Origin of the sequence: Escherichia sp. WS1118 (assembly GCF_046487695.1) — a bacterium.
Taxonomy (GTDB): Bacteria; Pseudomonadota; Gammaproteobacteria; order Enterobacterales; family Enterobacteriaceae; genus Escherichia; species Escherichia coli.
In genome coordinates this window covers 1-19,190 of record NZ_JBJQIZ010000014.1, presented here as the reverse complement: position 1 = coordinate 19,190, position 19,190 = coordinate 1, and the positions used below count along the sequence as shown (strand labels likewise).

Here is a 19,190-nt window from a genome sequence, read left to right as displayed (position 1 = left end):
TCGGCTCATCTTTTATGCAGTCCTGCAGAATGAAGAGTGATTTATGTGATTTGCATCACTTTTGATGGGTAAATTTATGCAACACATTTTCGTCATGGTGATGAGTATCACGAAAAAATGTTAAACCCTTCGGTAAAGTGTCTTTTTGCTTCTTCTGACTAAACCGATTCACAGAGGAGTTGTATATGTCCAAGTCTGATGTTTTTCATCTCGGCCTCACTAAAAACGATTTACAAGGGGCTACGCTTGCCATCGTCCCTGGCGACCCGGATCGTGTGGAAAAGATCGCCGCGCTGATGGATAAGCCGGTTAAGCTGGCATCTCACCGCGAATTCACCACCTGGCGTGCAGAGCTGGATGGTAAACCTGTTATCGTCTGCTCTACCGGTATCGGCGGCCCGTCTACCTCTATTGCTGTTGAAGAGCTGGCACAGCTGGGCATTCGCACCTTCCTGCGTATCGGTACAACGGGCGCTATTCAGCCGCATATTAATGTGGGTGATGTCCTGGTTACCACGGCGTCTGTTCGTCTGGATGGCGCGAGCCTGCACTTCGCACCGCTGGAATTCCCGGCTGTCGCTGATTTCGAATGTACGACTGCGCTGGTTGAAGCTGCGAAATCCATTGGCGCGACGACTCACGTTGGCGTGACAGCTTCTTCTGATACCTTCTACCCAGGTCAGGAACGTTACGATACTTACTCTGGTCGCGTAGTTCGTCACTTTAAAGGTTCTATGGAAGAGTGGCAGGCGATGGGCGTAATGAACTATGAAATGGAATCTGCAACCCTGCTGACCATGTGTGCAAGTCAGGGCCTGCGTGCCGGTATGGTAGCGGGGGTTATCGTTAACCGCACCCAGCAAGAGATCCCGAATGCTGAGACGATGAAACAAACCGAAAGCCATGCGGTGAAAATCGTGGTGGAAGCGGCGCGTCGTCTGCTGTAATTATCTTCTCTTGTCTGAAGGCCGACGCGTTCGGCCTTTTGTATTTTTGCGTAGCGCCTCGCAGGAAATGCCTTTCCAACTGGACGTTTGTACAGCACAATTCTATTTTGTGCGGGTAAGTTGTTGCGTCAGGAGGCGTTGTGGATTTCTCAATCATGGTTTACGCAGTTATTGCATTGGTGGGTGTGGCAATTGGCTGGCTGTTTGCCAGTTATCAACATGCGCAGCAAAAAGCCGAGCAATTAGCTGAACGTGAAGAGATGGTCGCGGAGTTAAGCGCGGCAAAACAACAAATTACTCAAAGCGAGCACTGGCGCGCTGAGTGCGAGTTACTCAATAACGAAGTGCGCAGCCTGCAAAGTATTAACACCTCTCTGGAGGCCGATCTGCGTGAAGTAACCACGCGGATGGAAGCTGCACAGCAACATGCTGACGATAAAATTCGCCAGATGATCAATAGCGAACAGCGCCTCAGTGAGCAATTTGAAAACCTTGCCAACCGTATTTTTGAACACAGTAATCGTCGGGTTGATGAGCAAAATCGCCAGAGTCTGAACAGTCTTTTGTCGCCGTTGCGTGAACAACTGGATGGTTTCCGCCGTCAGGTCCAGGACAGCTTTGGTAAAGAAGCCCAAGAACGTCATACCCTGACTCACGAAATCCGCAACCTCCAGCAACTCAACGCCCAGATGGCCCAGGAAGCGATCAACCTGACGCGTGCGCTGAAAGGCGACAATAAAACCCAGGGCAACTGGGGCGAGGTAGTATTGACGCGGGTGCTGGAGGCTTCCGGTCTGCGTGAAGGGTATGAATATGAAACCCAGGTCAGCATCGAAAATGACGCCCGCTCGCGGATGCAGCCGGATGTCATCGTGCGGTTGCCGCAGGGAAAAGATGTGGTGATCGACGCCAAAATGACGCTGGTCGCCTATGAACGCTATTTCAACGCCGAAGATGACTACTCCCGCGAAAGCGCGCTACAGGAACATATCGCGTCGGTACGTAACCATATCCGTTTGCTGGGACGCAAAGATTATCAACAGCTGCCGGGGCTGCGAACTCTGGATTACGTGCTGATGTTTATTCCCGTTGAACCCGCTTTTTTACTGGCGCTTGACCGTCAGCCGGAGCTGATCACCGAAGCGTTGAAAAACAATATCATGCTGGTTAGCCCGACTACGCTGCTGGTGGCGCTGCGCACTATCGCCAACTTGTGGCGTTATGAGCATCAAAGCCGCAACGCCCAGCAAATCGCCGATCGTGCCAGCAAGCTGTACGACAAGATGCGTTTGTTCATCGATGACATGTCCGCGATTGGTCAAAGTCTCGACAAAGCGCAGGATAACTATCGTCAGGCAATGAAAAAACTCTCTTCAGGTCGCGGAAATGTGCTGGCGCAGGCAGAAGCGTTTCGCGGTTTAGGGGTAGAAATTAAACGCGAGATTAATCCGGATTTGGCTGAACAGGCGGTGAGCCAGGATGAAGAGTATCGACTTCGGTCGGTTCCGGAGCAGCCGAATGATGAAGCTTATCAACGCGATGATGAATATAATCAGCAGTCGCGCTAGCCCATTGGGGGTAGTTAAGCCGGGTAGAAATCTAGGGCATCGACGCCCAATCTGTTACACTTCTGGAACAATTTTTTGATGAGCAGGCATTGAGATGGTGGATAAGTCACAAGAAACGACGCACTTTGGTTTTCAGACCGTCGCGAAGGAACAAAAAGCGGATATGGTCGCCCACGTTTTCCATTCCGTGGCATCAAAATACGATGTCATGAATGATTTGATGTCATTCGGTATTCATCGTTTGTGGAAGCGATTCACGATTGATTGCAGCGGCGTACGCCGTGGGCAGACCGTGCTGGATCTGGCTGGTGGCACCGGCGACCTGACAGCGAAATTCTCTCGCCTGGTCGGAGAAACTGGCAAAGTGGTCCTTGCTGATATCAATGAATCCATGCTCAAAATGGGCCGCGAGAAGCTGCGTAATATCGGTGTGATTGGCAACGTTGAGTATGTTCAGGCGAACGCTGAGGCGCTGCCGTTCCCGGATAACACCTTTGATTGCATCACCATTTCGTTTGGTCTGCGTAACGTCACCGACAAAGATAAAGCACTGCGTTCAATGTATCGCGTGCTGAAACCCGGCGGCCGCCTGCTGGTGCTTGAGTTCTCGAAGCCAATTATCGAGCCGCTGAGCAAAGCCTATGATGCATACTCCTTCCATGTGCTGCCGCGTATTGGCTCACTGGTCGCGAACGACGCCGACAGCTACCGTTATCTGGCAGAATCCATCCGTATGCATCCCGATCAGGATACCCTGAAAACCATGATGCAGGATGCCGGATTCGAAAGTGTCGACTACTACAATCTGACGGCAGGGGTTGTGGCGCTGCATCGTGGTTATAAGTTCTGACAGGAGACCGGAAATGCCTTTTAAACCTTTAGTGACGGCAGGAATTGAAAGTCTGCTCAACACCTTCCTGTATCGCTCACCCGCGCTGAAAACGGCCCGCTCGCGTCTGTTGGGCAAAGTGCTGCGCGTGGAGGTAAAAGGCTTTTCGACGTCATTGATTCTGGTGTTCAGCGAACGCCAGGTCGATGTACTGGGCGAATGGGCAGGCGATGCTGACTGCACCGTTATCGCTTACGCCAGTGTGTTGCCGAAACTTCGCGATCGCCAGCAGCTTGCCGCACTGATTCGCAGTGGTGAGCTGGAAGTGCAGGGTGATATTCAGGTGGTGCAAAACTTCGTTGCGCTGGCAGATCTGGCAGAGTTCGACCCTGCGGAACTGCTGGCCCCTTATACCGGTGATATCGCCGCTGAAGGTATCAGCAAAGCCCTGCGCGGAGGCGCAAAGTTCCTGCATCACGGCATTAAGCGCCAGCAACGTTATGTGGCGGAAGCCATTACTGAAGAGTGGCGTATGGCACCCGGTCCGCTTGAAGTGGCCTGGTTTGCGGAAGAGACGGCTGCCGTCGAGCGTGCTGTTGATGCCCTGACCAAACGGCTGGAAAAACTGGAGGCTAAATGACGCCAGGTGAAGTACGGCGCCTATATTTCATCATTCGCACTTTTTTAAGCTACGGACTTGATGAACTGATCCCCAAAATGCGTATCACCCTGCCGCTACGGCTATGGCGATACTCATTATTCTGGATGCCAAATCGGCATAAAGACAAACCTTTAGGTGAGCGACTACGACTGGCCCTGCAAGAACTGGGACCGGTATGGATCAAGTTCGGGCAGATGTTATCAACCCGCCGCGATCTTTTTCCGCCGCATATTGCCGATCAGCTGGCGTTATTGCAGGACAAAGTCGCTCCGTTTGATGGCAAGCTGGCGAAGCAGCAGATTGAAGCTGCAATGGGCGGCTTGCCGGTAGAAGCGTGGTTTGACGATTTTGAAATCAAGCCGCTGGCTTCTGCTTCTATCGCCCAGGTTCATACCGCGCGATTGAAATCGAATGGTAAAGAGGTGGTGATTAAAGTTATCCGCCCGGATATTTTGCCGGTCATTAAAGCGGATCTGAAACTTATTTACCGTCTGGCTCGCTGGGTGCCGCGTTTGCTGCCGGATGGTCGCCGTCTGCGCCCAACCGAAGTGGTGCGCGAGTACGAAAAGACCTTGATTGATGAACTGAATTTGCTGCGGGAATCTGCCAACGCCATTCAGCTTCGACGCAATTTTGAAGACAGCCCGATGCTCTACATCCCGGAAGTTTACCCTGACTATTGTAGTGAAGGGATGATGGTGATGGAGCGTATTTACGGCATTCCGGTGTCTGATGTTGCGACGCTGGAGAAAAACGGCACCAACATGAAATTGCTGGCGGAACGCGGCGTGCAGGTGTTCTTCACTCAGGTCTTTCGCGACAGCTTTTTCCATGCTGATATGCACCCTGGCAACATCTTCGTAAGCTATGAACACCCGGAAAACCCGAAATATATCGGCATTGATTGCGGGATTGTTGGCTCGCTAAACAAAGAAGATAAACGCTATCTGGCGGAAAACTTTATCGCCTTCTTTAATCGCGACTATCGCAAAGTGGCAGAGCTACACGTCGATTCTGGTTGGGTGCCACCAGATACCAACGTTGAAGAGTTTGAATTTGCCATTCGTACGGTCTGTGAACCTATCTTTGAGAAACCGCTGGCCGAAATTTCGTTTGGACATGTACTGTTAAATCTGTTTAATACGGCGCGTCGCTTCAATATGGAAGTGCAGCCGCAACTGGTGTTACTCCAGAAAACCCTGCTCTACGTCGAAGGGGTAGGACGCCAGCTTTATCCGCAACTCGATTTATGGAAAACGGCGAAGCCTTTCCTGGAGTCGTGGATTAAAGATCAGGTCGGTATTCCTGCGCTGGTGAGAGCATTTAAAGAAAAAGCGCCGTTCTGGGTCGAAAAAATGCCAGAACTGCCCGAACTGGTTTACGACAGTTTGCGCCAGGGCAAGTATTTACAGCATAGTGTTGATAAGATTGCCCGCGAGCTTCAGTCAAATCATGTACGTCAGGGACAATCGCGTTATTTTCTCGGAATTGGCGCTACGTTAGTATTAAGTGGCACATTCTTGTTGGTCAGCCGACCTGAATGGGGGCTGATGCCCGGCTGGTTAATGGCAGGTGGTCTGATCGCCTGGTTTGTCGGTTGGCGCAAAACGCGCTGATTTTTTCATCGCTCAAGGCGGGCCGTGTAACGTATAATGCGGCTTTGTTTAATCATCATCTACCACAGAGGAACATGTATGGGTGGTATCAGTATTTGGCAGTTATTGATTATTGCCGTCATCGTTGTACTGCTTTTTGGCACCAAAAAGCTCGGCTCCATCGGTTCCGATCTTGGTGCGTCGATCAAAGGCTTTAAAAAAGCAATGAGCGATGATGAACCAAAGCAGGATAAAACCAGCCAGGATGCTGATTTTACTGCGAAAACTATCGCCGATAAGCAGGCGGATACGAATCAGGAACAGGCTAAAACAGAAGACGCGAAGCGCCACGATAAAGAGCAGGTGTAATCTGTGTTTGATATCGGTTTTAGCGAACTGCTATTGGTGTTCATCATCGGCCTCGTCGTTCTGGGGCCGCAACGACTGCCTGTGGCGGTAAAAACGGTAGCGGGCTGGATTCGCGCGTTGCGTTCACTGGCGACAACGGTGCAGAACGAACTGACCCAGGAGTTAAAACTCCAGGAGTTTCAGGACAGTCTGAAAAAGGTTGAAAAGGCGAGCCTCACTAACCTGACGCCCGAACTGAAAGCGTCGATGGATGAATTACGCCAGGCTGCGGAGTCGATGAAGCGTTCCTACGTTGCAAACGATCCTGAAAAGGCGAGCGATGAAGCGCACACCATCCATAACCCGGTGGTGAAAGACAATGAAACTGTGCATGAAGGCGTAACGCCTGCTGCTGCACAAACGCAGGCCAGTTCGCCGGAACAGAAGCCAGAAACCACGCCAGAGCCGGTGGTAAAACCTGCTGCGGACGCTGAACCGAAAACCGCTGCACCTTCCCCTTCGTCGAGTGATAAACCGTAAACATGTCTGTAGAAGATACTCAACCGCTTATCACGCATCTGATTGAGCTGCGTAAGCGTCTGCTGAACTGCATTATCTCGGTGATCGTGATATTCCTGTGTCTGGTCTATTTCGCCAATGACATCTATCACCTGGTATCCGCGCCACTGATCAAGCAGTTGCCGCAAGGTTCAACGATGATCGCCACCGACGTGGCCTCACCGTTCTTTACGCCGATCAAGCTGACCTTTATGGTGTCGCTGATTCTGTCAGCGCCGGTGATTCTCTATCAGGTGTGGGCGTTTATCGCCCCAGCGCTGTATAAGCATGAACGTCGCCTGGTGGTGCCGCTGCTGGTTTCCAGCTCTCTGCTGTTTTATATCGGCATGGCGTTCGCCTACTTTGTGGTCTTTCCGCTGGCATTTGGCTTCCTTGCCAATACCGCGCCGGAAGGGGTACAGGTATCCACCGACATTGCGAGCTATTTAAGCTTCGTTATGGCGCTGTTTATGGCGTTTGGTGTCTCCTTTGAAGTGCCGGTGGCAATTGTGCTGCTGTGCTGGATGGGGATTACCTCGCCAGAAGACTTACGCAAAAAACGCCCGTATGTGCTGGTTGGTGCATTCGTTGTCGGGATGTTGCTGACGCCGCCGGATGTCTTCTCGCAAACGCTGTTGGCGATCCCGATGTACTGCCTGTTTGAAATCGGTGTCTTCTTCTCACGCTTTTACGTTGGTAAAGGGCGAAACCGGGAAGAGGAAAACGACGCTGAAGCAGAAAGCGAAAAAACTGAAGAATAAATTCAACCGCCCGTCAGGGCGGTTGTCATATGGAGTACAGGATGTTTGATATCGGCGTTAATTTGACCAGTTCGCAATTTGCGAAAGACCGTGATGATGTTGTAGCGCGCGCTTTTGACGCGGGAGTTAATGGGCTACTCATCACCGGTACCAATCTGCGTGAAAGCCAGCAGGCGCAAAAGCTGGCGCGTCAGTATTCGTCCTGTTGGTCAACGGCGGGCGTACATCCTCACGACAGCAGCCAGTGGCAAGCTGTGACTGAAGAAGCGATTATTGAGCTGGCCGCGCAGCCAGAAGTGGTGGCGATTGGTGAATGTGGTCTCGACTTTAACCGCAACTTTTCGACGCCGGAAGAGCAGGAACTCGCTTTTGTTGCCCAGCTACGCATTGCCGCAGAATTAAACATGCCGGTATTTATGCACTGTCGCGATGCCCACGAGCGGTTTATGACATTGCTGGAGCCGTGGCTGGATAAACTGCCTGGTGCGGTTCTTCATTGCTTTACCGGCACACGCGAAGAGATGCAGGCGTGCGTGGCGCGTGGAATTTATATCGGCATTACCGGTTGGGTTTGCGATGAACGACGCGGGCTGGAGCTGCGGAAATTGTTGCCGTTGATTCCGGCGGAGAAATTGCTGATCGAAACTGATGCGCCGTATCTGCTCCCTCGCGATCTCACGCCAAAGCCATCATCCCGGCGCAACGAGCCAGCCCATCTGCCCCATATTTTGCAACGTATTGCGCACTGGCGTGGAGAAGATGCCGCATGGCTGGCTGCCACCACGGATGCCAATGTCAAAACACTGTTTGGGATTGCGTTTTAGAGTTTGCGGAACTCGGTGTTCTTCACACTGTGCTTAATCTCTTTATTAATAAGATTAAGCAATAGCATGGAGCGAGCCTCGCCATCGGGCTCGGTGAAAATGGCCTGAAAACCTTCGAATGCGCCTTCAGTAATAATCACTTTATCACCAGGATACGGCGTCGATGGATCGACAATATCTTTCGGTTTATACACTGATAACTGATGAATCACCGCCGATGGGACTATCGCTGGCGACGCGCCAAAGCGCACGAAGTGGCTGACACCACGGGTCGCGTTGATAGTCGTGGTATGAATCACTTCCGGATCGAACTCCACAAACAAGTAGTTGGGGAACAATGGCTCACTGACTGCAGTACGTTTGCCACGCACGATTTTTTCCAGGGTGATCATCGGTGCCAGGCAATTCACAGCCTGTCTTTCGAGGTGTTCCTGGGCACGTTGAAGTTGCCCGCGCTTGCAGTACAGTAAATACCAGGATTGCATAATGACTCTTATCCGTTTAATCGGGGCGCAAGGATAGCAAAAGCTTTACGCTAAGTTAATTATATTCCCCGGTTTGCGTTATACCGTCAGAGTTCACGCTAATTTAACAAATTTACAGCATCGCAAAGATGAACGCCGTATAATGGGCGCAGATTAAGAGGCTACAATGGATGCCATGAAATATAACGATTTACGCGACTTCTTGACGCTGCTTGAACAGCAGGGTGAGCTAAAACGTATCACGCTCCCGGTGGATCCGCACCTGGAAATCACTGAAATTGCTGACCGCACTTTGCGTGCCGGTGGGCCTGCGCTGTTGTTCGAAAACCCTAAAGGCTACTCAATGCCGGTGCTGTGCAACCTGTTCGGTACGCCAAAGCGCGTGGCGATGGGCATGGGGCAGGAAGATGTTTCGGCGCTGCGTGAAGTTGGTAAATTATTGGCGTTTCTGAAAGAGCCGGAGCCGCCAAAAGGTTTCCGCGACCTGTTTGATAAACTGCCGCAGTTTAAGCAAGTATTGAACATGCCGACAAAGCGACTGCGTGGTGCACCCTGCCAACAAAAAATCGTCTCTGGCGATGACGTCGATCTCAATCGCATTCCCATTATGACCTGCTGGCCGGAAGATGCCGCGCCGCTGATTACCTGGGGGCTCACCGTAACGCGCGGCCCGCATAAAGAGCGGCAGAATCTGGGCATTTATCGCCAGCAGCTAATTGGTAAAAACAAACTGATTATGCGCTGGCTGTCGCATCGCGGCGGCGCGTTGGATTATCAGGAGTGGTGTGCGGCGCATCCGGGCGAACGTTTCCCGGTTTCTGTGGCGCTGGGTGCCGATCCTGCCACGATTCTCGGTGCAGTCACCCCCGTTCCGGATACGCTTTCAGAGTATGCGTTTGCCGGATTGCTGCGCGGTACCAAGACCGAAGTGGTGAAGTGTATCTCCAATGACCTTGAAGTGCCCGCCAGTGCGGAGATTGTGCTGGAAGGGTATATCGAACAAGGCGAAACTGCGCCGGAAGGGCCGTATGGCGACCACACCGGTTACTATAACGAAGTCGATAGTTTTCCGGTATTTACCGTGACGCATATTACCCAGCGTGAAGATGCGATTTATCATTCCACCTATACCGGGCGTCCGCCAGATGAACCTGCGGTACTGGGTGTAGCACTGAACGAAGTGTTCGTGCCGATTCTGCAAAAACAGTTCCCGGAAATTGTCGATTTTTATCTGCCGCCGGAAGGCTGTTCTTATCGTCTGGCGGTAGTGACGATCAAAAAACAGTACGCCGGACACGCGAAGCGCGTCATGATGGGCGTCTGGTCGTTCTTACGCCAGTTTATGTACACTAAATTTGTGATCGTTTGCGATGATGACGTCAACGCCCGCGACTGGAACGATGTGATTTGGGCGATTACCACCCGTATGGACCCGGCGCGGGATACTGTTCTGGTAGAAAATACGCCTATTGATTATCTGGATTTTGCCTCGCCTGTCTCCGGGCTGGGTTCAAAAATGGGGCTGGATGCCACGAATAAATGGCCGGGTGAAACCCAGCGTGAATGGGGACGTCCCATCAAAAAAGATCCAGATGTTGTCGCGCATATTGACGCCATTTGGGATGAACTGGCTATTTTTAACAACGGTAAAAGCGCCTGATGCGCGTTTGTTTTGCCCTATTTATCGATCCGACAGAGAAAGCGCATGACAACCTTAAGCTGTAAAGTGACCTCGGTAGAAGCTATCACGGATACCGTATATCGTGTCCGCATCGTGCCAGACGCGGCCTTTTCTTTTCGTGCTGGTCAGTATTTGATGGTAGTGATGGATGAGCGCGACAAACGTCCGTTCTCAATGGCTTCGACGCCAGATGAAAAAGGGTTTATCGAGCTGCATATTGGCGCTTCTGAAATCAACCTTTACGCGAAAGCAGTCATGGACCGCATCCTCAAAGATCATCAAATCGTGGTCGATATTCCCCACGGAGAAGCGTGGCTGCGCGATGATGAAGAGCGTCCGATGATTTTGATTGCGGGCGGCACCGGGTTCTCTTATGCCCGCTCGATTTTGCTGACAGCGTTGGCGCGTAACCCAAACCGTGATATCACCATTTACTGGGGCGGGCGTGAAGAGCAGCATCTGTATGATCTCTGCGAGCTTGAGGCGCTTTCGTTGAAGCATCCTGGTCTACAAGTGGTGCCGGTGGTTGAACAACCGGAAGCGGGCTGGCGTGGGCGTACTGGCACCGTGTTAACGGCGGTATTGCAGGATCATGGTACGCTGGCAGAGCATGATATCTATATTGCCGGACGTTTTGAGATGGCGAAAATTGCCCGTGACCTGTTTTGCAGCGAGCGTAATGCGCGGGAAGATCGCCTGTTTGGCGATGCGTTTGCATTTATCTGAGATATAAAAAAACCCGCCCCTGACAGGCGGGAAGAACGGCAACTAAAACTTTATTCAGTGGCATTTAGATCTATGTCGCATCCGGCAATTGGTGCACGATGCCTGATGCGACGCTGGCGCGTCTTATCAGGCCTACATTGGTGCCGGATCGGTAGACCGGATAAGGCGTTCACGCCGCATCCGGCAAGTGGTTAAACCCGCTCAAACACCGTCGCAATACCCTGACCCAGACCGATACACATCGTCGCCAGACCAAACTGAACGTCTTTGCGCTCCATCAGATTCAGCAGCGTGGTGCTGATACGCGCACCGGAACAACCCAGCGGATGACCCAGCGCGATCGCGCCACCGTTGAGGTTGATCTTCTCGTCAATCTGCTCCATTAACCCGAGATCTTTAATACACGGCAGGATCTGCGCGGCAAAGGCTTCGTTCATCTCGAATACGCCGATATCGCTGGCAGAAAGCCCCGCTTTTTTCAGCGCCAGCTTCGAGGCCGGAACCGGACCATAACCCATAATCGATGGGTCACAACCCACAACCGCCATCGAACGCACGCAGGCGCGCGGCTTAAGACCTAAGTCACGGGCGCGGCTTTCACTCATCATCAGCATGGCAGCTGCGCCATCGGAAAGCGCAGAAGATGTACCCGCCGTTACCGTACCGCTGACGGGATCAAACGCCGGACGCAGTGTGGCGAGGGCTTCCACGGTGGTTTCCGGGCGAATCACTTCGTCGTAATTAAACTGCTTCAATACGCCGTCGGCATCGTGACCACCGGTCGGGATGATTTCATTTTTAAATGCGCCTGACTGCGTGGCGGCCCAGGCGCGGGCGTGTGACCGTGCGGCAAAGGCATCCTGCATTTCACGGCTGATACCGTGCATACGCGCCAGCATTTCTGCCGTTAAGCCCATCATGCCCGCCGCTTTGGCGACATTGCGGCTCAGGCCGGGGTGAAAATCGACGCCGTGACTCATCGGCACATGGCCCATATGCTCCACGCCGCCAACCAGACATGCCTGCGCATCGCCGGTCATGATCATTCGTGCCGCGTCATGCAGTGCCTGCATGGATGAACCACACAAGCGATTGACGGTCACCGCCGGGACAGAGTGCGGCACTTCTGCCAACAGCGCCGCGTTACGGGCGATATTAAAACCCTGCTCCAGCGTTTGCTGCACACAACCCCAGTAAATATCGTCGAGGGCCGCTGCTTCCAGCGCCGGGTTACGCGCCAGCAGGCTACGCATTAAATGAGCGGAGAGATCTTCCGCACGCACGTTACGAAAAGCACCGCCCTTCGAACGGCCCATCGGGGTGCGAATTGCATCGACAATGACAACCTGTTCCATTGTGACTCCTTAAGCCGTTTTCAGGTCGCCAACCGGACGGGCTGGCTCAACCGGGGGATAGTACGGTTCGTTATGACGTGCTTTATTACGCAGACCTTCCGGTACTTCATACAGCGGGCCGAGGTGCTGATATTGCTGTGCCATATCGAGGTATTTTGCGCTGCCGAGGGTGTCCAACCAGCGGAACGCGCCGCCGTGGAACGGAGGGAAGCCCAGGCCGTAGACCAGCGCCATATCCGCTTCTGCCGGAGTGGCGATAATGCCCTCTTCCAGACAGCGGACCACTTCGTTGACCATCGGGATCATCATGCGGGCGATAATCTCTTCCTCGCTGAAATCGCGCTTCGGCTGGCTCACTTTTGCCAGCAGGTCGTCAACGACGACATCTTCTTCTTTCTTCGGCTTACCTTTGCTGTCTTCTTTATAACGCCAGAAACCGAGGCCGTTCTTCTGACCAAAGCGGTTGGCATTAAACAGCGCGTCGATGGCATCGCGATAATCTTTCTGCATCCGCTGCGGGAAGCCTGCTGCCATGACAGCCTGGGCGTGATGCGCGGTGTCAATGCCCACAACATCCAGCAGATATGCCGGACCCATCGGCCAGCCAAACTGTTTTTCCATCACTTTGTCGATCTTGCGGAAATCCGCGCCGTCGCGCAGCAACTGGCTGAAACCGGCGAAATAGGGGAACAGTACACGGTTGACGAAGAAGCCGGGGCAGTCGTTAACCACAATCGGCGTTTTGCCCATCTTGCTCGCCCAGGCGACGACTTTCGCGATGGTTTCGTCGGAGCTTTTCTCGCCGCGAATAATTTCTACTAACGGCATTCGGTGGACCGGGTTAAAGAAGTGCATCCCGCAGAAGTTTTCCGGACGTTCCAGCGCGTTGGCCAGTTCGCTGATAGGAATGGTTGAAGTGTTAGACGCCAGTACGGTATCCGGGCGTACTTTCTGCTCGGTTTCTGCCAGCACTGCTTTTTTCACTTTCGGGTTTTCAACAACCGCTTCTACCACAACATCCACGCGGTCAAACCCGGCGTAGTCGAGCGTTGGGTGAATTGTGGAGATCACGCCAGCCAGTTTCAGACCATCGATCTTGCCGCGCTCAAGCTGCTTGTTCAGCAGTTTCGCGGCTTCGGTCATGCCGAGGGTTAACGACTTGTCGTTGATATCTTTCATGACAACCGGCACGCCTTTCCACGCAGACTGGTAGGCGATGCCGCCGCCCATAATGCCTGCGCCCAGCACAGCGGCCTGTTTCGGGGTTTCAACATCTTTGGTGAGTTTCTTCGCTTTACCTTTTACATATTGATCGTTAAGGAAAATGCCGACCAGTGCGCGGGCTTCGTTGGTATGCGCCAGCGGGACAAAACTTTTGTTTTCCAGGTTTAAGGCTTCTTCACGACCAAAACGGGCCGCAGCTTCAATGGTTTTTACTGCGGTGATGGGGGCCGGATAATGTTTCCCCGCCGTTTGCGCGACCATCCCTTTAGCGATGGTGAAGCTCATGGCGGCTTCAATCTTGCTCAGTTTTAGCGGTTCCAGCTTCGGCTGACGTTTTGCTTTCCAGTCGAGGTCGCCGTTAATGGCCTGGCGTAAAATCGCCATCGCCCCTTCAACCAGTTTTTCTGCTTTGACTACACCATCCACCAGACCGATTTTCAGCGCCTGATCCGCGCCGACATCTTTACCGGCGGCAATGATTTCCAGCGCACTGTCAGCACCGAGCATACGTGGCATACGTACAGAACCGCCAAAGCCCGGCATGATGCCCAGTTTGGTTTCCGGCAGACCGATGCGCAGATCCGGCGTCGCCAGACGATAATCGGTCGCCAGCACGCATTCGCAGCCACCGCCCAGCGCATAGCCGTTGACGGCAGCAATGGTCGGCACCGGGAGATCTTCCAGGCGATTAAACACGCTATTGGCAAAGTGCAGCCACTGACTTAACTGTTCTTCAGGAACGAGGAACAGGGACAAAAATTCGGTGATATCAGCACCGACGATAAAGGCTGCTTTGTTCGAACGCAGCAGCAGCCCTTTTAGATCTGATTGCTGTTCCAGCACGCCGATGGCCTCGCCGAGGCTGGCGACGGTGGCAGTGTCGAGTTTATTAACTGAACCTGGGGCATCAAATACCAGTTCGGCAATGCCATCTTCCAGCCAGTCAAGGTACAGGGTGTCGCCTTTGTAAAGCATGTCAGTCTCCTGAATCCGCAAGGTGATCTGGTCGTACCAGATGCATCGAAGTGTGTATTTTGTGTTAAAAATATGCAAATAAAATATTAAGGAAATGCCGATCTGATCACGCTCGGCAGAAATCACGCTCTGGATGAACGATGTGCTAAGATGCGGAGACTTAAGGTCAAAAAAACAGAAGGGTAAAAAATGGAATCACTGGCCTCGCTCTATAAAAATCATATAGCTACCTTACAGGAACGGACTCGCGATGCGCTGGCGCGCTTCAAGCTGGATGCGTTACTTATTCACTCCGGCGAACTGTTCAACGTTTTTCTCGACGATCATCCCTATCCGTTTAAAGTGAACCCGCAATTCAAAGCGTGGGTGCCGGTAACTCAGGTGCCAAACTGCTGGCTGCTGGTGGATGGCGTGAATAAGCCGAAACTGTGGTTTTATCTGCCGGTTGATTACTGGCACAACGTCGAACCGCTGCCGAACTCCTTCTGGACTGAAGATGTAGAAGTGATCGCGCTGCCAAAAGCCGATGGCATTGGTAGTCTGTTGCCTGCTGCGCGCGGCAATATCGGTTATATCGGTCCGGTGCCAGAACGTGCGCTGCAACTGGGTATTGAGGCCAGCAATATCAACCCGAAAGGGGTGATCGACTACCTGCATTACTATCGCTCCTTCAAAACCGAGTACGAACTGGCCTGTATGCGTGAAGCGCAGAAAATGGCGGTCAACGGTCATCGCGCGGCAGAAGAAGCGTTCCGTTCTGGCATGAGCGAGTTCGATATCAACATTGCCTATCTGACCGCGACCGGTCATCGTGATACCGACGTACCTTATAGCAACATTGTGGCGCTTAACGAACACGCTGCGGTGTTGCATTACACCAAACTGGACCACCAGGCACCGGAAGAGATGCGCAGCTTCCTGCTGGATGCCGGGGCCGAATATAACGGCTATGCGGCTGATCTAACCCGTACCTGGTCGGCAAAAAGCGACAACGACTACGCACAGCTGGTGAAAGACGTAAATGATGAGCAACTGGCGCTGATCGCCACCATGAAAGCAGGCGTCAGCTATGTGGATTACCATATCCAGTTCCATCAGCGCATCGCCAAACTGCTGCGTAAACATCAAATCATCACCGATATGAGTGAAGAAGCGATGGTCGAAAACGATCTCACCGGACCGTTTATGCCGCACGGTATCGGCCATCCGCTGGGCCTGCAGGTGCATGACGTAGCCGGTTTTATGCAGGATGATAGCGGTACGCACCTCGCGGCACCGGCAAAATATCCGTACCTGCGCTGCACCCGTATTCTCCAGCCGGGCATGGTGTTAACCATCGAACCGGGTATCTACTTCATCGAATCGCTTCTGGCACCGTGGCGTGAAGGGCAGTTCAGCAAACACTTCAACTGGCAGAAAATTGAAGCACTGAAACCGTTCGGCGGCATTCGTATCGAAGACAACGTGGTGATTCACGAAAACAACGTGGAAAACATGACCCGGGATCTGAAACTGGCGTGATGGAAAGCTGGTTAATTCCTGCGGCACCGGTCACGGTCGTTGAAGAGATCAAAAAGAGCCGCTTCATTACGCTGTTGGCGCATACCGATGGCGTTGAGGCGGCAAAAGCGTTTGTTGAATCGGTGCGGGCAGAACACCCCGATGCCCGCCACCATTGCGTGGCGTGGGTGGCGGGTGCGCCGGATGATTCTCAACAACTGGGTTTCTCTGACGACGGGGAGCCGGCGGGAACGGCAGGTAAACCGATGCTCGCCCAACTAATGGGCAGCGGCGTCGGGGAAATTACCGCTGTGGTGGTGCGCTACTACGGCGGCATATTGCTTGGCACCGGTGGGTTAGTGAAAGCGTATGGCGGCGGCGTGAATCAGGCGCTGCGCCAGCTAACGACCCAACGCAAGACACCATTAACCGAATATACTTTGCAATGTGAATATAGTCAGTTAACCGGCATTGAAGCGTTGCTGGGGCAGTGTGACGGCAAAATTATCAACAGTGATTATCAGGCATTCGTTCTGCTGCGGGTGGCGCTTCCGGCGGCGAAAGTGGCTGAATTTTCCGCAAAGCTGGCGGATTTTAGCCGTGGTTCATTGCAATTGTTAGCGATTGAAGAATAATCCCCACTTCGTTTTGCAGAACTAAGGAAGCGGCAGAGATGCATTTTCGCGCCATTACCCGAATCGTTGGACTACTGGTCATCTTATTTTCAGGGACCATGATTATCCCTGGGCTGGTAGCACTCATCTACCGGGATGGAGCGGGACGCGCTTTTACCCAGACCTTTTTTGTCGCCCTCGCCATTGGCTCTATGCTTTGGTGGCCGAACCGCAAAGAGAAGGGCGAACTGAAATCCCGTGAGGGGTTTCTGATAGTGGTGCTGTTCTGGACCGTGCTGGGTAGCGTCGGTGCGCTCCCTTTTATCTTCTCGGAAAGCCCGAACCTCACGATTACCGATGCGTTTTTTGAATCTTTCTCTGGCCTGACCACCACGGGGGCCACTACGCTGGTGGGGCTGGATTCGCTCCCTCATGCCATCCTCTTTTATCGCCAGATGCTGCAATGGTTTGGCGGTATGGGGATCATCGTGCTGGCGGTTGCGATACTGCCTATCCTCGGCGTGGGTGGGATGCAGCTCTATCGCGCAGAAATGCCCGGCCCGCTGAAAGATAACAAAATGCGCCCGCGAATTGCGGAAACGGCGAAAACCCTGTGGTTGATTTATGTCTTGCTGACCGTCGCCTGTGCGCTGGCGTTGTGGTTTGCTGGAATGGATGCCTTTGATGCCATCGGCCATAGCTTTGCGACCATCGCTATTGGCGGCTTCTCGACACATGATGCCAGTATCGGTTATTTCGACAGCCCGACTATTAACACTATCATTGCTATCTTCCTGCTGATCTCTGGCTGTAACTACGGTCTGCACTTTTCACTGTTAAGTGGGCGTAGTCTGAAGGTTTATTGGCGCGATCCGGAATTTCGCATGTTTATCGGCGTACAGTTTTCACTGGTGGTTATTTGTACACTCGTACTGTGGTTTCATAATGTCTACAGTTCGGCGCTGATGACAATTAACCAAGCGTTTTTCCAGGTGGTGTCGATGGCGACAACCGCCGGGTTTACAACTGACAGCATTGCCCGCTGGCCGCTCTTTTTGCCGGTACTGCTTTTATGTTCAGCTTTTATCGGCGGTTGCGCCGGGTCAACGGGCGGTGGCCTGAAAGTGATCCGCATCCTGCTGCTGTTTAAGCAGGGGAACCGTGAGCTGAAACGACTGGTGCATCCGAACGCCGTCTATAGCATTAAGCTGGGGAATCGCGCACTGCCGGAACGTATCCTCGAAGCCGTTTGGGGATTTTTCTCCGCCTATGCATTGGTGTTTATTGTCAGTATGCTGGCGATTATCGCCACGGGCGTGGATGACTTTTCTGCCTTTGCCTCGGTTGTTGCAACATTGAATAACCTGGGGCCAGGGCTTGGCGTGGTTGCTGATAACTTTACCAGTATGAACCCGGTGGCTAAATGGATCCTGATTGCCAACATGCTGTTTGGTCGTCTCGAGGTCTTTACATTGCTGGTGCTCTTTACCCCGACTTTCTGGCGTGAATGATGGAGTAATACGTGAAAACATTAATTCTTTTCTCAACAAGGGACGGACAAACGCGCGAGATTGCCTCCTACCTGGCTTCGGAACTGAAAGAACTGGGGATCCAGGCGGATGTCGCCAATGTGCACCGCATTGAAGAACCACAATGGGAAAACTATGACCGTGTGGTTATTGGCGCTTCTATTCGCTATGGTCACTACCATTCTGCGTTCCAGGAATTTGTCAAAAAGCATGCGACGCGGTTGAATTCGATGCCGAGTGCCTTTTACTCCGTAAATCTGGTGGCGCGTAAACCGGAGAAGCGTACTCCACAGACCAACAGCTACGCGCGGAAGTTTCTGATGAACTCGCAATGGCGTCCCGATCGCTGTGCCGTCATTGCCGGGGCGCTGCGTTACCCACGTTATCGCTGGTACGACCGTTTTATGATCAAGCTGATTATGAAGATGTCAGGCGGTGAAACGGATACGCGCAAAGAAGTTGTCTATACCGATTGGGAGCAGGTGGCGAATTTCGCCCGAGAAATCGCCCATTTAACCGACAAACCGACGCTGAAATAAGCATAAAGAATAAAAAATGCGCGGTCAGAAAATTATTTTAAATTTCCTCTTGTCAGGCCGGAATAACTCCCTATAATGCGCCACCACTGACACGGAACAACGGCAAACACGCCGCCGGGTCAGCGGGATTCTCCTGAGAATCTCAACAGAGAAAAGCAAAAAAATGCTTGACTCTGTAGCGGGAAAGCGTATTATGCACACCCCGCGCCGCTGAGAAAAAGCGAAGCGGCACTGCTCTTTAACAATTTATCAGACAATCTGTGTGGGCACTCGAAGATACGGATTCTTGACGTCGCAAGACGAAAAAATGAATACCAAGTCTCTGAGTGAACACGTAATTCATTACGAAGTTTAATTCACGAGCATCAAACTTTTAAATTGAAGAGTTTGATCATGGCTCAGATTGAACGCTGGCGGCAGGCCTAACACATGCAAGTCGAACGGTAACAGGAAGCAGCTTGCTGCTTTGCT

General features: G+C 52.6%; 18 protein-coding genes and 1 rRNA gene. 16 read left to right on the top strand and 3 right to left on the bottom strand.

Annotation, left to right across the window (positions count from 1 at the left end; all coding sequences use genetic code 11):
• The first annotated feature begins 185 nt into the window (after window positions 1–185).
• The 9 genes from udp to tatD all read left to right on the top strand — a co-directional run bounded on the left by udp (window position 186) and on the right by tatD (window position 8,091).
• Window positions 186–947 carry a uridine phosphorylase gene (udp, locus tag ACJHYO_RS20015; RefSeq protein WP_000045177.1) on the top strand — a complete coding sequence of 254 codons (762 nt, stop codon included), beginning with the start codon at window positions 186–188 and terminating at the stop codon, window positions 945–947.
• Between the two features lie 140 nt (window positions 948–1,087).
• Entirely contained in the window at window positions 1,088–2,515 is a 1,428-nt protein-coding gene (gene rmuC / locus ACJHYO_RS20010; protein ID WP_001593010.1) for a DNA recombination protein RmuC, read from the top strand.
• Window positions 2,516–2,609: 94 nt separating this feature from the next.
• A complete protein-coding gene (gene ubiE, locus ACJHYO_RS20005; RefSeq protein ID WP_000227959.1) occupies window positions 2,610–3,365 on the top strand; it encodes a bifunctional demethylmenaquinone methyltransferase/2-methoxy-6-polyprenyl-1,4-benzoquinol methylase UbiE in 756 nt (251 codons plus the stop codon).
• Window positions 3,366–3,378: 13 nt separating this feature from the next.
• The gene (gene ubiJ, locus ACJHYO_RS20000; protein ID WP_001296603.1) at window positions 3,379–3,984 is read left to right on the top strand and encodes a ubiquinone biosynthesis protein UbiJ; all 606 of its coding nucleotides are present in this window, start codon (window positions 3,379–3,381) and stop codon (window positions 3,982–3,984) included.
• Complete coding sequence (gene ubiB / locus ACJHYO_RS19995; protein ID WP_000187545.1) at window positions 3,981–5,621, top strand: ubiquinone biosynthesis regulatory protein kinase UbiB; 1,641 nt, start codon at window positions 3,981–3,983, stop codon at window positions 5,619–5,621. Before ubiJ ends, ubiB begins: the two co-directional genes overlap by 4 nt.
• Window positions 5,622–5,699: 78 nt before the next feature.
• Window positions 5,700–5,969 (top strand): Sec-independent protein translocase subunit TatA, encoded by a 270-nt coding sequence (tatA, locus tag ACJHYO_RS19990; protein ID WP_001295260.1) that lies wholly within the window; start codon window positions 5,700–5,702, stop codon window positions 5,967–5,969.
• Window positions 5,970–5,972: 3 nt separating this feature from the next.
• Entirely contained in the window at window positions 5,973–6,488 is a 516-nt protein-coding gene (tatB, locus tag ACJHYO_RS19985) for a Sec-independent protein translocase protein TatB (RefSeq protein WP_000459601.1), read from the top strand.
• Window positions 6,489–6,490: 2 nt separating this feature from the next.
• Window positions 6,491–7,267 carry a Sec-independent protein translocase subunit TatC gene (tatC, locus tag ACJHYO_RS19980; RefSeq protein WP_000109949.1) on the top strand — a complete coding sequence of 259 codons (777 nt, stop codon included), beginning with the start codon at window positions 6,491–6,493 and terminating at the stop codon, window positions 7,265–7,267.
• Window positions 7,268–7,308: 41 nt separating this feature from the next.
• A complete protein-coding gene (tatD, locus tag ACJHYO_RS19975) occupies window positions 7,309–8,091 on the top strand; it encodes a 3'-5' ssDNA/RNA exonuclease TatD (RefSeq protein ID WP_001350349.1) in 783 nt (260 codons plus the stop codon).
• Here tatD and rfaH read toward each other — a convergent pair.
• Window positions 8,088–8,576 (bottom strand): transcription/translation regulatory transformer protein RfaH, encoded by a 489-nt coding sequence (rfaH, locus tag ACJHYO_RS19970; RefSeq protein ID WP_001192400.1) that lies wholly within the window; start codon window positions 8,574–8,576, stop codon window positions 8,088–8,090. The two genes, tatD and rfaH, sit on opposite strands and share 4 nt — an antisense overlap.
• 166 nt (window positions 8,577–8,742) lie before the next feature.
• Between rfaH and ubiD the strand changes: the two genes are divergently transcribed.
• Both ubiD and fre read left to right on the top strand, forming a co-directional pair.
• Complete coding sequence (ubiD, locus tag ACJHYO_RS19965) at window positions 8,743–10,236, top strand: 4-hydroxy-3-polyprenylbenzoate decarboxylase (RefSeq protein ID WP_000339804.1); 1,494 nt, start codon at window positions 8,743–8,745, stop codon at window positions 10,234–10,236.
• 45 nt (window positions 10,237–10,281) lie between these two features.
• Window positions 10,282–10,983 carry an NAD(P)H-flavin reductase gene (gene fre, locus ACJHYO_RS19960; protein ID WP_000209826.1) on the top strand — a complete coding sequence of 234 codons (702 nt, stop codon included), beginning with the start codon at window positions 10,282–10,284 and terminating at the stop codon, window positions 10,981–10,983.
• Between the two features lie 191 nt (window positions 10,984–11,174).
• Here the strand turns inward: fre and fadA are convergent, their stop codons facing one another.
• Together fadA and fadB are read right to left on the bottom strand one after the other, a co-directional pair.
• Entirely contained in the window at window positions 11,175–12,338 is a 1,164-nt protein-coding gene (gene fadA / locus ACJHYO_RS19955) for an acetyl-CoA C-acyltransferase FadA (RefSeq protein WP_085455618.1), read from the bottom strand.
• A 9-nt stretch (window positions 12,339–12,347) separates the two neighbouring features.
• The gene (gene fadB, locus ACJHYO_RS19950) at window positions 12,348–14,537 is read right to left on the bottom strand and encodes a fatty acid oxidation complex subunit alpha FadB (RefSeq protein WP_000965959.1); all 2,190 of its coding nucleotides are present in this window, start codon (window positions 14,535–14,537) and stop codon (window positions 12,348–12,350) included.
• Window positions 14,538–14,726: 189 nt separating this feature from the next.
• Here fadB and pepQ point away from each other — a divergent pair, with 189 nt between their 5' ends.
• The 5 genes from pepQ to ACJHYO_RS19925 all read left to right on the top strand — a co-directional run.
• The gene (gene pepQ, locus ACJHYO_RS19945; protein ID WP_000444545.1) at window positions 14,727–16,058 is read left to right on the top strand and encodes a Xaa-Pro dipeptidase; all 1,332 of its coding nucleotides are present in this window, start codon (window positions 14,727–14,729) and stop codon (window positions 16,056–16,058) included.
• Window positions 16,058–16,672, top strand: a complete 615-nt coding sequence (locus tag ACJHYO_RS19940; RefSeq protein ID WP_001295262.1) for an IMPACT family protein — start codon at window positions 16,058–16,060, stop codon at window positions 16,670–16,672. Before pepQ ends, ACJHYO_RS19940 begins: the two co-directional genes overlap by 1 nt.
• Window positions 16,673–16,710: 38 nt before the next feature.
• On the top strand, window positions 16,711–18,162 hold the full coding sequence (gene trkH, locus ACJHYO_RS19935; RefSeq protein ID WP_000545665.1) for a Trk system potassium transporter TrkH: 1,452 nt from the start codon (window positions 16,711–16,713) through the stop codon (window positions 18,160–18,162).
• Between the two features lie 11 nt (window positions 18,163–18,173).
• On the top strand, window positions 18,174–18,719 hold the full coding sequence (gene hemG, locus ACJHYO_RS19930) for a menaquinone-dependent protoporphyrinogen IX dehydrogenase (RefSeq protein WP_000853959.1): 546 nt from the start codon (window positions 18,174–18,176) through the stop codon (window positions 18,717–18,719).
• 375 nt (window positions 18,720–19,094) lie between these two features.
• Window positions 19,095–19,190 (top strand): 16S ribosomal RNA (locus ACJHYO_RS19925); the annotation flags it as partial.